Here is a 13,560-nt window from a genome sequence, read left to right as displayed (position 1 = left end):
GTGAGGGCACACGGCTTCACGAACGACGTTGCAACGGCGGTCATCGCGCTCGGCGGGGCGAACGGCGGTCCCACGGGCGCCTTCGCGGCGCTCGGAGTCGTCCAAGTGGTGCTCGGCATCGGCATCTACGTGTGGACGGCGTTCGCGCTGACCGCCGTGTTCCGCAAGACGGGGATCGACCCGTGGCGGGCCTGGGTGCCCGTGCTGAACATCTGGGAGCTCTTCGTCCTGGCCGGCATGCGCGGCTGGTGGGCTGCGGTGCTGGCGGGAGGCGCCGTCCTGGTGACGATCATCACGGGCGTCGTCGCCGGCCTCTTCGCCGGGATCGCCCTGAACGCGGGCTTCGGCGGCGACGCCGGCAGCGCGGCGGGTGCGCTCGCTGCGGCGGCGATCGTCCCCGCGCTCATCTGGCTCGCATTCCTCGCGTTCGCCCTGGTGATCCACATCCGGATGCTGCGCGCCCTGTGTCGCGGATTCGGCCTGAGCACCGGCTACGTCGTGCTGGGCGCGCTGCTGTTCCCCGTGTGGGCGAGCGTCGTCGGGTGGGGCTCGGCGCGGTGGCTCGGCCGCGAGGCGCCGACGGAGCCGGCCCCGTTCCGCTCTCCCCCGCCCACCGGCACGGGTGTCCCGACCTCGCCCGTCGCGACGTCGCTCGCGACACCGGCGCCCGCAGCGGTGCCCGCGCCCCCGCTGTTCGCCCCGTCGCCCTCCGCCCCCGGCGCACCCGCCGCGCCGGCCGCGCCCCCCGCTTCCGAGCCGATCAGCGCGAGCCCCTGGGCACCGCCGCCCCCGCCCGCCGAGACCGGCCCGGCCGCGGCGGCGGCACCCGCGGCTCCGCAGTCGTGGTCCGCCCCGACCAGTTCTCCGATGGCGCCGCCGTCGGCACAGCCCGCAGTGCCCGTCGCTGCGACGCCGAGCGTCGCCGGTACGGCCCCGGTCGCCGAGGAAACGGATCTCGACGACCACACCGTCCTCGCGGCCCGTCGGGGTCCTCAGACTGCGCTCCGGCTGCCGAGCGGGTCGACGGTCGTCCTGTCGGCCACCGCCGTCGTCCTCGGCCGCAACCCGCTCGCGCCCGACGAAGCCCCCGATGCCCAGGTCGTCGCGGTCGACGACGTCACACGTACCGTCTCGAAGACCCACGCCCTGCTGCGGCACACCGACACGGGGTGGACCATCACCGACCTGGCCTCCACCAACGGCGTCTTCGTCGGCCCCGACGACGTCGAGGCGTCCGGGCCCACGCCGGTCTCGGGTGTCTTCCACCTCGGCGACGCCGAGCTCCAGCTCACCGAGGCCTGATGACCACCGCCACGCCTCCGATCGACGTCCATGTGACCAGCGGCAGTCGCACCGACACCGGGCGCCGCCGGTCGGTGAACGAGGACGCGTTGCTGGCCGAGTACCCGGTCTTCGTCGTGGCAGACGGTATGGGCGGGCACGACGCCGGAGACCGTGCGTCGGCCGCTGTCATCGACGTCTTCCGGCCCCTCGTGGGCCGCGATGATCTACGTCCCGAGGAAGTCGCCGACGCCGTCGAGCGAGCTCACTCGGCCGTCGCCGTCGTCGCCGCCGGCACCTCCCGCGGCGCAGGCTCCACACTGTCGGGGGTGGTCGCGGTTCAGCAGGGCGGCGTGCGGCGCTGGCTCATCGTCAACGTCGGCGACTCGCGCGTGTACCGTCTGCTCGCCGAGCGCCTGGAGCAGCTGACGATCGACCACTCCGTCGCTCAGGAACTGGTGGATGCCGGTCAGCTGACGCGCGATCAGATGGCGACCTACGAAGGTCGCAACGTCATCACCCGCGCCATCGGCGGCGAACGCAGCCGCGCCGATTTCTGGCTCATCCCAATCGTCACCGGCGAGCGCATCGTCGTCTGCTCCGACGGGCTGACCGGCGAGCTCTCGGACGAGGCGCTCCGCGCGGGCCTGATGATGGGCGGCTCGCCCGCGCAGACGGCCGAATCGCTCGTCGCCCAGGCGCTCGCCCACGGGGGCCGCGACAACATCAGCACGATCGTGCTCGACGTCGTCGCAGGCGGCATCAGTCCTCGGCTCGAAGACACCACCGGGGGCATCATGAACAGCGAGTCCGTCACCGCGACGGTCGAGGTCGCGACGGCGCGCTCGCGCCGTCGCCGAACGGATCATGGCTGAGCTGCGCCGCAGGTCGCGGCATCCGTTGCCGACTCCGGGTGAGATCGACGGCCGCCGCCCCGAGCGGATACTGGCAGCCGGCGATCGGGCCGAGGTGCACCTGTACCGGGATGCCGCCGGCCGCGATCCGATCGCGGTGAAGGTGTTCCGCGATGTGCTCGACCATGGCGAGCGCGAGGTGTTCGCCGCTGCCGCCGCGCGATTGGTCGCCCTCTCGACGCACCCCAGCGTGACGACGGTCCACTCCGCCGGGACGACGGACGAAGGCCGTCCGTACCTCGTGATGGAGTACTGCTCACGCGCCGACCTCGCCGAAACGGCGTCCCGTTCGCCGATGAGCGTGCCCGAGGCACTGCGGCTGCTGGTCCGCTTGTGCGGCGCCGTCGAGACCGCCCACCGCAGCGGCATCGCCCACGGCCGGGTCGGCATCGAGAACGTCCTGACGACCGACTACGGCTGGCCGGCGATGATCGGCTTCGACACCGACGCCCTGCTTCGCCGCGACGTGTCCGGTGCGACAACTGCGGCACGAGCGGCGGATGTCCACGGCCTGGCCGTAGCGGCGACCGAGCTGCTGACGGGACGCCCGATCGCCGAGACGACGTCGGCTCTCGCCGGTGCGGATGCCGTGCCCGCGGAGTTGGAGACGCTCGTGCTCGCCACCCTCGAGGCCACCGCGGCGGGCGATGGGCCGTCAGCCGCGGAGTTCGGCCTCGCCCTCCAGCGCATCGAGGCCGATCGGCACCTCCCCATCACGCACCTCGACGTCCGGGAACCGGATGCCGCCGCGACGGCGGAAGTTCCGGCGCCGGACGAGGACGAGCGCACGGTCCTGTCGACCCGCCACAGCGCACCCGACGACGACCACACCGTCCTCTCGACCCGCCACAGCGCATCCGACGACGACCACACCGTCCTTTCGACCCGCAAGACCGGACCAGACGACGACCACACCGTCCTCTCGACCCGCCACAGCGCACCCGACGACGACCACACCGTCCTCTCGACCCGCCACAGCGCACCCGACGACGACCACACCCGTCTGGCGGCACGGTCGCTTCCCGTCGCGGACGAGGCCCCGACACCGTCGGAGCGTCCCGCGATCGAGCCCGACGTCGAGCCGACCGCGTTCGTGCGGCGGCAGCGACGTGACGACCTCGTGCGGGGCCGAGTCGACACGGCTCGCCAGGCGACCGGTCCCGACGACGACAGCGAGCGCTATCGGGTGCGGACCGCGCCGGCTCTCGCCGAGGTCTCGCGCGTCCGCGTCGAGGCGCCGGTCAGGGAATCCACGACGACGCCCGTGCCGCGACGGCGCGGTAGGGGCACCGTCATCGCGGTCATCGGCGTCGGGGCGATCGTCCTCGGGGCCGCCGCGACGGCCATCGTGATGATCATCGGAGGAGGAGCATGACAGCCATCGAGCACGAGACCGACGAGCACGAGCGCGAGGAGGTGGGCCCGGCCTCGGGCGAGATCACCGAGAGCGTCGCGATCGAGTTCTGCGGCGAGTGGTTCCGGCCCGTCGCGGGGACCACCTACGCGATCGGGCGCGACGCCGACCTCATCATCGACACGAACCCGTATCTGCACCGTCGGCTGCTCGCCATCGATGCCGAACACGGCCTGTGGTGGCTGTCGAACACCGGTCAGTCGATCTCCGTCAGTCTCGCCACCCCCGACGGCGCCTATCAGGCCGTCCTCGGCCCGGGGGCTCGGGTTCCCCTGGTCTTTCCCGCCCTGGTGGTGATGTTCACCGCGGGCGCCTACACGTACGAGCTGACGGTGCACACCGACGGGTCACGATTCACCGTGCGCGACAGCTTCCCCCGCACCACCGACGAGCACGTCGGCACGACGACGGTCGGTGCGGTGGCGTTGACCTCCAGCCAGCGCCTGCTGCTCGTGGCGATGTGCGAGCCGATCCTGCGAGGCGGCATGGTCGGCTCGAGCCAGGTGCCCACGTCGGCGGCGGCCGCCGAGCGGCTGGGCTGGCCGCTGACGACGTTCAACCGCAAGCTCGACAACGTGTGCGACAAGCTCGACCGCGAGGGTGTCCGCGGTCTCCGCGGCGGCGTGGGCAAGCTCGCCACCAACCGCCGTGCGCGACTCGTCGAGCATGCCGTGCTCTCCCGCCTCGTGACCGCCGCTGATCTGCCGCTCCTCGACGAGGTCCGCAGCGAACAGGCCTGAACCCGCGCCGTGGCGCCGTACGATGGAGGGCTGTGTCTTCGCCCGCCCCTGTGATCACGTTCCCACCCGAGCTGCCCGTCAGCGCGGCCCGGGACGAGATCGCGCGCGCCATCCGCGACCACCAGGTCGTCATCGTCGCGGGGGCCACCGGCTCGGGTAAGACGACCCAGCTGCCGAAGATCTGCCTCGAACTCGGACGCACGAGCATCGCGCACACGCAGCCGCGTCGGATCGCCGCACGGACGGTCGCGGAGCGCATCGCCGCCGAGATGGAAGTGCCGCTCGGCGGGGCCGTCGGCTACAAGGTGCGGTTCACCGACCAGGTATCCGCCGACACCCGGGTGGCGCTGGTCACCGACGGTATCCTCCTCAACGAGATCCACCGCGACCGGATGCTGCGCCGGTACGACACGATCATCATCGACGAGGCGCACGAGCGATCGTTGAACATCGACTTCCTGCTCGGGTATCTGCGCCGCATCCTCCCCCGTCGGCCCGACCTGAAGGTCATCGTGACCTCGGCGACGATCGACCCCGAGAGCTTCGCCGCGCATTTCGCCGACGCTCAGGGCGCGCCCGCGCCAATCATCGAGGTCTCGGGTCGCACCTATCCCGTCGAGGTGCGCTACCGCCCCCATGACGACGCCGGCGATGACGAGTCCGCTACGGATGATGTCGACGGCCTGGTCGCGGCGCTGCGCGAGCTCGACCGTGAGCCCGACGGCGACGTCCTCGTCTTCCTCCCCGGTGAGGCGGAGATCCGCGACGCGATGGATGCCGTGCGCTCCGCCTACGCGAGAGACGCGCGTCCGACCGAAGTGCTGCCCCTGTATGGTCGCCTCTCGGCTGCCGAGCAGCACCGCGTCTTCGAGCCCTCACGGGTCGCCGGTGTGCGGCGCCGCGTCATCCTCGCCACCAACGTCGCCGAGACGAGTCTCACCGTGCCCGGCATCCGGTACGTCATCGACGCCGGGACGGCACGCATTTCGCGCTACAGCAATCGCTCGAAGATCCAGCGCCTGCCCATCGAGGCCGTGTCGCAGGCATCCGCCCAGCAACGAGCCGGCCGTGCGGGCCGAACCTCCCCCGGTATCGCCGTTCGGCTCTACGCCGAGGACGACTTCACCTCGCGCCCCGAGTTCACCGAGCCGGAGATCCTGCGCACCTCGCTCGCATCGGTGGTGCTGCAGATGCTCGCGCTCGGGTTCGGCGACATCGCCGACTTCCCGTTCCTCACCCCGCCGGACTCGCGTGGCGTGAAGGCCGCGTTCGACCTGCTCGTGGAACTGCGCGCGGTGCGCCGCGACGACAAGGGCGCCTGGCGCCTGACGGAGACCGGCCGTGAGATCTCGCGCCTGCCGATCGACCCGCGATTCGCCCGCATGCTCGTCGAGGCTCGCGCACTCGAGGTGACCCGCGACGTGCTTGCGATCGTGGCCGGCATGTCGATCCAGGACGTACGTGAGCGCCCGGAGGAACGGCGCGAGGAAGCCGACCGGCTGCACGCCCGCTTCACCGATCCGACGAGCGACTTCCTGACGCTGCTGAACCTGTGGAACCACCTGCAGGACCAACAGCGCGAACTCGGCTCCAGCGCGTTCCGTCGCGCGTGCCGCGCCGAGCACCTGAACTACGTCCGGGTGCGCGAGTGGTTCGACGTCCACCGTCAGCTCAGCACGCTGGCTCGCGGAGACCGCGACCGTCGCCGTCGCGAGAGCGACGAACGCCCCGTCGTCGCGGGGGCCGCGCATCCCGACCGCGTGCACCGTGCGATCCTGGCGGGCCTCCTGTCGCAGATCGGCGTCCTCGACACCCGGAGCACCTCGAACGCGCGTGCCACGGGTGGTCGGGGCGGTGGGAGCAAGCCGCAGCGCCCCCGCGCCGAGTACCGCGGCGCTCGGGGCGCGAAGTTCGCGATCTTCCCCGGCTCGGGTCTGCGTAAAGCGTCGCCGGACGCCGTGATGGCCGCCGAGCTCGTCGAGACCTCGCGTCTGTACGCCCGCACGGTGGCGGCGATCGACCCGGCGTGGGCCGAGGAGCTCGCCGGAGACCTGGCGCACCGGTCGATGAGCGACCCGCACTGGTCGAAGGATGCCGGCGCGGCGGTCGCCGCCGAGAAGGTCACCCTTTTCGGCGTCGAGATCGTCCCCCGCCGGCGCGTGCAGCTGGCCGGGCGTGACCGCGAGCTCGCCCGCGAGCTGTTCCTGCGGCACGCGCTCGTCGAGGGCGACTGGAACTCCTCGCACCTCGACAAGCGGCTCACCGCCTTCGAGCGGCGCAACCTCGAGCTGAGGCGACGCCTCGAGAAGATCGAGGAACGCGAACGGCGTCGCGACATCCTGGTCGGCGACGAAGCGGTGTTCGCGTTCTACGACGCCCGCATCCCCCGCGACGTGTTCGACGTCCGCTCGTTCGAAGCCTGGTGGCGCGACGCCACGGCCCGCACGCCGCGCCTGCTCGACATGACCGAGAGCGACCTCGCCGGTGATGCATCCGGTAGTGACGAGCGCGCCTTCCCGGCGCGCTGGCGCCAGGGCGATCAGGTGCTCTCACTCGCCTACCGCTTCGAGCCCGGCGCCTCGGACGACGGCGTCAGCGTGGTCGTCCCGCTCGCACTCCTCGCGTCGCTCCGACCCGACGGGTTCGACTGGCAGGTGCCGGGTCTGCGCGATGAGCTGATCGCCGGGCTCCTTCGCGCGCTGCCCAAGGCCATCCGGCGGCACGTCGTACCCGCGGCCGACTGGGCGTCGCGCTTCGCCGAAGAGCTGGCCGCAGACGGACCCGAGTCGCGAGACGGGCTGCCCGCACGCACCCTGCGCGACGCGCTCGCCGCCCGCATCCAACGCGTCGCGAATCAGCCGGTCACGTCGGCCGACTTCGATCTCGAGCGCGTGCCCGCGCACCTGTCGATGTCGTTCCGCGCCGTCGACGAGCGCGGGCGTCCGCTCGGCTCCTCTCGCGACCTGGCCGAGCTGCAGCAGCGGCTCGCGAACCGCAGCCGGGCGTCGGTGGCTCGCTCGCTCGCGAAGGCCGCCCCGCGTCCCGGCTCGCAACCCGCCGCAGCGGCGCCGGCCGCCGCGCTCGGCGCCGCATCCGGCAGTGACCAGCGAGCCGGAATCGCCGAGCAGAGCGGCCTGACCGACTGGACGTTCGGCGACCTCCCCGAGCTCGTCGACACGAGGGGCGCCGGCGGCGTCGTGCGAGGCTACCCCGCCCTCGTCGATGAGGGAACGGCCGTCACCCTGCGAATCGAGGCGACCCCCGATCGAGCGGAGCGCCTGACCCGCGCGGGCGTCCGGCGGCTCGTGCTGCTGTCGGTCCCGTCTCCGGCGACGTACGTGCTCGACCACCTCACCGCGTCCGAGAAGCTCGCGCTCGCGGCCTCTCCCTACCCGTCGGCGAAGGCGCTCATCGAGGACGCGCGCGTCGCCGTCGCGGACGCGGTCATCGACCGCACGGCGGCATCCGTCCGCACGCCGGCGCAGTTCCAGGCGGTGCGGGATGCGTTCTCGGCGGCTGTCGTCGACGAGCTGTTCCAGACCGTCTCGCTGGGCGCACGCATCCTGACCCTTCAGCGCGACGTCGAGCGGGCGATCCGCAAAGAGAACTCGATGGTGCTGCTCGCCGCCCTCGGCGATGTGAAGCAGCAGCTGGCCGGCCTGGTCTTCCCCGGATTCCTCTCGCAGACCGGTACCGCGCGGCTCGCGCATCTGCCCCGATACCTCCAGGGCGCGCTCGAGCGGGTGACCTCGCTGAGCGACAACCCCGGCCGCGATCGGCAGCGTCTCACCGAGTTCGAGCGTGCCGCGACGCTCTACACCGAAGCCGGCGGCACGATCCCCCCTGCCGACGATGCTCCCCCGAACCTGCGGCACGCGCGGTGGCTTCTGGAGGAGTACCGGGTCAGCCTCTTCGCGCAGCGTCTCGGCACGGCCGAGCCCGTGTCGATCCAGCGCATCACCAAGATGCTCGCCGGCAAGGGCTGATCTGTCGGTAGCGTGGCCCCATGGCCCACGCAGTGACGTACTCCGAATTCGGCGGACCCGAGGTCCTCACCCTCAGCGAGATCGAGGTCCCCACACCGGGCCCGGGTCAGGTGCGCGTGCGCGTGACCGCGGCCGGGGTCAACCCGATCGATCACAAGCTGCGCGCGGGTCTGCGGCCCTCCGCCACCATCTCGAAGCCCCGGCGCATCGGCAACGACGGCGCGGGGGTCGTCACCGAGGTCGGCGCGGATGTCGACGGCTTCCGTGTCGGCGACGAGGTCGTCGTGTTCGGGGCGAGCGGTGTCTATGCGACCGAGATCGTCGTCACGCCCGACAAGCTCACGCCTCTCCCCGCCGGCGTCTCCCCTGCGGTCGGCGCGGCCCTGGGCATCCCGGTCGCGACGGCGTATCAGTCGCTCCGATCGCTCGACGTCGGCCCGGCCGATACCCTGCTGCTGCACGCCGGCAGTGGATCGGTCGGTCAGGCGGCCATCCAGTTCGCCCGGCTTCGAGGTGCATCCGTCATCGCCACCGCGAGCGAGGCCCGGGCCGATCGCGTGCGCGAGCTCGGCGCCACACCCGTCGGGTACGGCGACGGACTCGCCGACCGTGTCCGGGCCGCTGCACCGCAGGGCGTGACGGTGGCGCTCGACTGCGCGGGCACCGACGAGGCGCTCGACGTCTCACTCGAGCTGGTCGCCGACCGCTCCCGCATCGCGACGATCGTGCGGGGAGCGGATGCGCCGGGGCTCGGCATCCGCGCGTTCTCGGGCGGAAGCCCCGAGCCGCTCACCGAACAGCAGGTTGCCTGGCGTGCCGAGGCGATCCCCGTGGTCGCGGCGCTGCTCGCCGCCGGCGCCTTCCGCGTCGAGCTCGGACCCGAGCTGCCCCTCGCCGAGGCGGCGGAGGCGCACCGGCTGGTCGCTGACCACACCCCCGGCAAGATCACGCTCCTGCCCTGACCGGCCGCCACCCGATCACAACGAAGCGGCGCCCGCACCGGCGATCCCATCGGGATGCCGACGCGAGCGCCGCTTGGTCGCTCAGCCTCGGGGCGTCGTCAGTTGCCCGAGCGCCGCTTGTTGTAGACGTCGAAGGCGACGGCGAGCAGCAGCACGAGACCCTTCACGGCCTGCTGCCACTCGATGCCGATGCCCATGATCGACATGCCGTTGTTGAGCACACCGATGATCAGACCACCGATGATCGCGCCGCCGATGGTGCCGACACCACCCTGCACGGCCGCCCCGCCGATGAACGCCGCCGAGATCGCCTCGAGTTCGAAGCCGTCACCGGCCTTGGGACCTGCGAGGTTGAGTCGCGCTGTGAAGATGAGACCGGCGAGGGCCGCGAGCACGCCCATGTTGACGAAGAGCCAGAAGTCGGCGCGACGGGTCTTGATGCCCGAGAGCTCGGCCGCGTGGCGGTTTCCGCCGATCGCGTAGATGTGACGACCGAACACGGTGCGGTTCATGACGATGCCGTAGACCAGCACCAGCACCGCCAGCACGATCAGGGTCACCGGAATGCCCTTGTAGGAGGCCAGCGCCCACGTGAACCAGCCGATCACGACGGCGATCAGGGCGAGCTTCGCGATGAACCAGACGAGCGGCTCGACGTCTTGCGAGTACTTCTGGCGTCCGGCGCGGGTGCGCCACTGCTGCACGACCAGGGCGACGATACCCAGCGCGCCGATCAGAAGCGTGAAGAGATCTGGATCGGATTCACCGAAGATGCCCGCCAAGAAGCCGTTGCCAAGGGCACGGTACTCGGTGGGGAACGAGCCGATGTTCGCGTTGCCGAGCACGACGAGGGCGAGGCCGCGGAAGATGAGCATGCCCGCGAGCGTCACGATGAACGCGGGTATGCCCACGTAGGCGACCCAGAAACCCTGCCAGGCTCCCACCAGCGCGCCGATCAGCAGCGACAGCACGATGGCGAGCCACCACGGCATGCCCATCTTGACCGCGAACACGCCCGACACGGCGCCGATGAAGGCGGCGACCGATCCGACGGAGAGGTCGATGTGGCCGGCGATGATGATCATCACCATGCCGATGGCCAGCACGAGGATGTAGCCGTTCTGCACGACCAGGTTCGACAGGTTCTGCGGACGCAGCAGGATGCCGTTGGTGAGGATGGCGAAGAGGGCGACCACCGCGATCAGCGCGATGAAGATGCCGTTCTTGCCGAGGTCGGCGAGGATGTGTCCGAGCCACCGCGTGAAGCGGTTCTCGGTCGGGTTGAGCCCGCCGCCGGCGGCGGTTTCAGGGGCGTTGTTCTGAGACATTCGAGGATCTCCTGCGGCCCCGCTCAGCGGGGCTTCTCCATGGTCATGAGTTTGAGGACCGACTCGGGGGTCGCGTCGGCGATGGGCAGCTCACCGGTGATCCGCCCCTCGGAGAGGGCGTACACGCGGTCGGAGATGCCGAGCAGCTCGGGCAGCTCGGACGAGATCACGATGATCCCCTTCCCCGCTGCGGCGAGCTTGTTGATGATCGTGTAGATCTCGTACTTCGCCCCCACATCGATGCCGCGCGTGGGCTCGTCGAGGATGAGCACCTCGGGATCCGAGTAGATCCACTTCGACAGCACGACCTTCTGCTGGTTGCCGCCGGAGAGCTTTCCGGTCTTGGCGAGCACGGTCGGCGCCTTGATGTTCATGCTCTTGCGGTACTGGTTCGCGACCGAGAACTCCTCGTTGTCGTCGACCAGACCGGCTTTCTCGAGCTTCTTCAGCGACGCCATCGAGATGTTGCGCTTGATGTCCTCGATGAGGTTCAGGCCGTAGGTCTTGCGGTCCTCGGTGGCGTACGCGAGTCCGTTGGCGATGGCTTCGGAGACGGTGCGCGTGCGGATCTCCTTGCCGCGCATGAAGACCTTGCCCGAGATGCGGGTGCCGTAGCTGTGACCGAACAGGCTCATCGCGAACTCGGTGCGGCCGGCGCCCATGAGACCGGCGATGCCGACGATCTCGCCCGCGCGGACGGTCACCGACACGTCGTCGACGACGACGCGGGTCGGGTCCTGAGGGTGGTGCGCGGTCCAGTTCTCGACCCGCAGCAGCTCGTCGCCGATCTGCGGCTCGTGATCGGGATAGCGGTGCTCGAGGTCGCGGCCCACCATGTCTTTGATGATGCGGTCCTCGGTGACGTCGTTCTTCGAGATCGTCTCGATCGTCTTGCCGTCGCGGATGACCGTGACGGTGTCGGCGACCTTCTTGATCTCGTTCAGCTTGTGGCTGATGATGATCGACGTGATGCCCTGCTCGCGCAGGCTCAGGATGAGATCGAGCAGGTGGTCGGAGTCCTCGTCGTTGAGCGCGGCGGTCGGCTCGTCGAGGATGAGGAGCTTGACCTCCTTCGAGAGGGCCTTGGCGATCTCGACGAGCTGCTGCTTGCCGACGCCGATCTGGTTGACCTTCGTCGTCGGGTTCTCCTTGAGCCCGACGCGACGCAGCAGCTCGGCCGCGGCGAAGTTGGTCTTGTTCCAGTCGATGAGGCCGCCGACGCCCTTCCTCTCGTTGTTGAGGAAGATGTTCTCGGCGATCGACAGGTACGGGCTGAGCGCCAACTCCTGGTGGATGATGACGATGCCGCGCGCCTCGCTGTCGCGCAGATTCTTGAACTCGACGGTGTCGCCCGCGTAGACGATCTCGCCGTCGTAGGTGCCGTGCGGGTAGACCCCCGACAGCACCTTCATGAGAGTCGACTTACCCGCGCCGTTCTCACCGCAGATCGCATGGATCTCGCCGCGCTGGACGGCGAGATTGACATTCGAGAGCGCCTTGACGCCGGGGAAGGTCTTGGTGATCCCGCGCATCTCGAGGATGGTTTCGCTCACGTCTCCGACTTCCTTGTGGGGTGGATGGTTTCTCGGGTGCGGCGGCGGGAGCTGTTCGCCCCCGCCGCCGTTTCCGAGGATCGGCGGATGCCGTGGCTCAGAGACCGAGCTCCTCGGCGGTCCAGTAGCCGGTGTCGACGAGCGACGACTCCACGTTGTCCTTCACGACGGGAACCGGTGCCAGCAGGAACGAGGGCACGACCTTCACGTCGTTGTCGTAGGTCTCGGTGTCGTTGACCTCGGGCTCCTCGCCCTTCAGGGCAGCGGCAGCCATGTTCGCGGCGACCTTCGCGAGCTCGCGGGTGTCCTTGAAGATGGTGGCGTACTGCTCACCGGCGAGGATGGCCTTGACCGAGTCGACCTCGGCGTCCTGGCCCGAGATGATCGGCCATTCGGCGCCGAGCGAGTAGCCCGCGCCCTCGAGGGCGGAGATGATGCCTCGCGAGATGCCGTCGTAGGGCGAGAGGACCGCGTCGACCTGCGTGCCGTCGGAGTAGTTCGCCGTGAGGATGTCCTCCATGCGGCTCTGGGCGGTCTCGCCGTCCCAGCGCAGCGTGGCGGCCTGCTCGATGTCGGTCTGACCCGACTTCACGACGAGGGTGCCGTCGTCGATCAGGGGCTCGAGGACCTCCATCGCACCGTCCCAGAAGAAGAAGGCGTTGTTGTCGTCGAGCGAGCCGGCGAACAGCTCGATGTTGAAGGGGCCGGCGGGAGCGCCGTCGAGCGGCTTGCCCTCGAGGTCGGTCAGCCCGAGTCCGTTCAGGACGGTCCAGGCCTGCTGACGGCCGACGAGCGCGTTGTCGAACGTCGCGTAGTAGTCGACGTTCTCGGTGCCCTTGATCAGGCGGTCGTAGGCGATGACGGGGATGTCGGCGTCGGCCGCGTTCTGCAGCGCCTCGGTCAGCGTCGTGCCGTCGATCGAAGCCACGATGAGCGCCTCGGCGCCCTTGGTGATCATGTTCTCGATCTGCGAGACCTGGGTCGGGATGTCGTCCTCGGCGTACTGCAGGTCGACCTGGTAGCCCTGGTCCTCCAGCGCCTTCTTGACGGCGTCGCCGTCCTGGATCCAACGCTCCGAGCTCTTGGTGGGCATCGCGACGCCGATGAGGCCGCCGTCGCCGCCGCCCTCACCGCCGCCGGCGCCGCCGCCGGTGTTGGAGCATGCCGAGAGCGCCAGGGCGCCGACGGCGAGCGTCGCTGCTGCGTACAGGAACTTCTTGTTCACTGTGTGTCCTTTCCAGTGACTTCAGTGTCTTGCGGGAAATGGTGACCGCGCCCCGGTGCGGGGCTACCGGCGGTCGTCGGTGGTCTGTCCGTAAACGTTCTGATACCGGTCGTACAACGCATCGATCGCGTCCTGCGGGATCGGGATCACCTCACCC

General features: G+C 70.2%; 9 protein-coding genes and 1 pseudogene. 6 read left to right on the top strand and 4 right to left on the bottom strand.

Features of this window, described 5'->3' with window-relative positions:
- The 6 genes from DEU36_RS00050 to DEU36_RS00025 all read left to right on the top strand — a co-directional run bounded on the left by DEU36_RS00050 (position 1) and on the right by DEU36_RS00025 (position 9,297).
- Positions 1 to 1,302, top strand: a complete 1,302-nt coding sequence (locus tag DEU36_RS00050; protein ID WP_120262376.1) for an FHA domain-containing protein — start codon at positions 1 to 3, stop codon at positions 1,300 to 1,302.
- Positions 1,302 to 2,156 (top strand): PP2C family serine/threonine-protein phosphatase, encoded by an 855-nt coding sequence (locus DEU36_RS00045; protein ID WP_120262375.1) that lies wholly within the window; start codon positions 1,302 to 1,304, stop codon positions 2,154 to 2,156. The genes DEU36_RS00050 and DEU36_RS00045 overlap by 1 nt, the downstream gene beginning before the upstream one ends.
- Positions 2,149 to 3,570, top strand: coding sequence for a protein kinase (locus tag DEU36_RS00040; protein ID WP_120262374.1), 1,422 nt, complete (start codon positions 2,149 to 2,151; stop codon positions 3,568 to 3,570). Before DEU36_RS00045 ends, DEU36_RS00040 begins: the two co-directional genes overlap by 8 nt.
- A gap of 62 nt (positions 3,571 to 3,632) precedes the next feature.
- Positions 3,633 to 4,349 carry a hypothetical protein gene (locus DEU36_RS00035; RefSeq protein WP_120264265.1) on the top strand — a complete coding sequence of 239 codons (717 nt, stop codon included), beginning with the start codon at positions 3,633 to 3,635 and terminating at the stop codon, positions 4,347 to 4,349.
- A gap of 32 nt (positions 4,350 to 4,381) precedes the next feature.
- Complete coding sequence (gene hrpA, locus DEU36_RS00030) at positions 4,382 to 8,335, top strand: ATP-dependent RNA helicase HrpA (protein ID WP_120262373.1); 3,954 nt, start codon at positions 4,382 to 4,384, stop codon at positions 8,333 to 8,335.
- 20 nt (positions 8,336 to 8,355) lie between these two features.
- Positions 8,356 to 9,297: an NADP-dependent oxidoreductase gene (locus tag DEU36_RS00025; RefSeq protein WP_120262372.1), complete on the top strand. Its 942-nt coding sequence runs from the start codon at positions 8,356 to 8,358 to the stop codon at positions 9,295 to 9,297.
- A 98-nt stretch (positions 9,298 to 9,395) separates the two neighbouring features.
- On the opposite strand, the gene mmsB is transcribed toward DEU36_RS00025, so the two are convergent.
- From mmsB to DEU36_RS16240, 4 genes and pseudogenes are all read right to left on the bottom strand, one after another.
- Complete coding sequence (gene mmsB / locus DEU36_RS00020) at positions 9,396 to 10,625, bottom strand: multiple monosaccharide ABC transporter permease (protein ID WP_120262371.1); 1,230 nt, start codon at positions 10,623 to 10,625, stop codon at positions 9,396 to 9,398.
- Positions 10,626 to 10,648: 23 nt separating this feature from the next.
- On the bottom strand, positions 10,649 to 12,178 hold the full coding sequence (gene mmsA, locus DEU36_RS00015) for a multiple monosaccharide ABC transporter ATP-binding protein (protein WP_023950245.1): 1,530 nt from the start codon (positions 12,176 to 12,178) through the stop codon (positions 10,649 to 10,651).
- A gap of 97 nt (positions 12,179 to 12,275) precedes the next feature.
- The gene (gene chvE, locus DEU36_RS00010; protein WP_183045255.1) at positions 12,276 to 13,403 is read right to left on the bottom strand and encodes a multiple monosaccharide ABC transporter substrate-binding protein; all 1,128 of its coding nucleotides are present in this window, start codon (positions 13,401 to 13,403) and stop codon (positions 12,276 to 12,278) included.
- 63 nt (positions 13,404 to 13,466) lie between these two features.
- Positions 13,467 to 13,560 (bottom strand): annotated as a pseudogene (locus DEU36_RS16240) (L-ribulose-5-phosphate 4-epimerase); the annotation flags it as partial.

This window comes from Microbacterium sp. AG238, from assembly GCF_003610405.1.
Taxonomy (GTDB): Bacteria; Actinomycetota; Actinomycetes; order Actinomycetales; family Microbacteriaceae; genus Microbacterium.
This window is presented reverse-complemented; position numbering and strand designations above follow the sequence as displayed.

Coding starts and splice junctions, on each gene's coding strand:
- DEU36_RS00040 (WP_120262374.1), top strand. CDS start 2,149: ATGGCTGAGCTGCGCCGCAGGTCGCGGCATCCGTTGCCGACTCCGGGT.
- DEU36_RS00025 (WP_120262372.1), top strand. CDS start 8,356: ATGGCCCACGCAGTGACGTACTCCGAATTCGGCGGACCCGAGGTCCTC.
- DEU36_RS00045 (WP_120262375.1), top strand. CDS start 1,302: ATGACCACCGCCACGCCTCCGATCGACGTCCATGTGACCAGCGGCAGT.
- mmsB (WP_120262371.1), bottom strand. CDS start 10,625: ATGTCTCAGAACAACGCCCCTGAAACCGCCGCCGGCGGCGGGCTCAAC.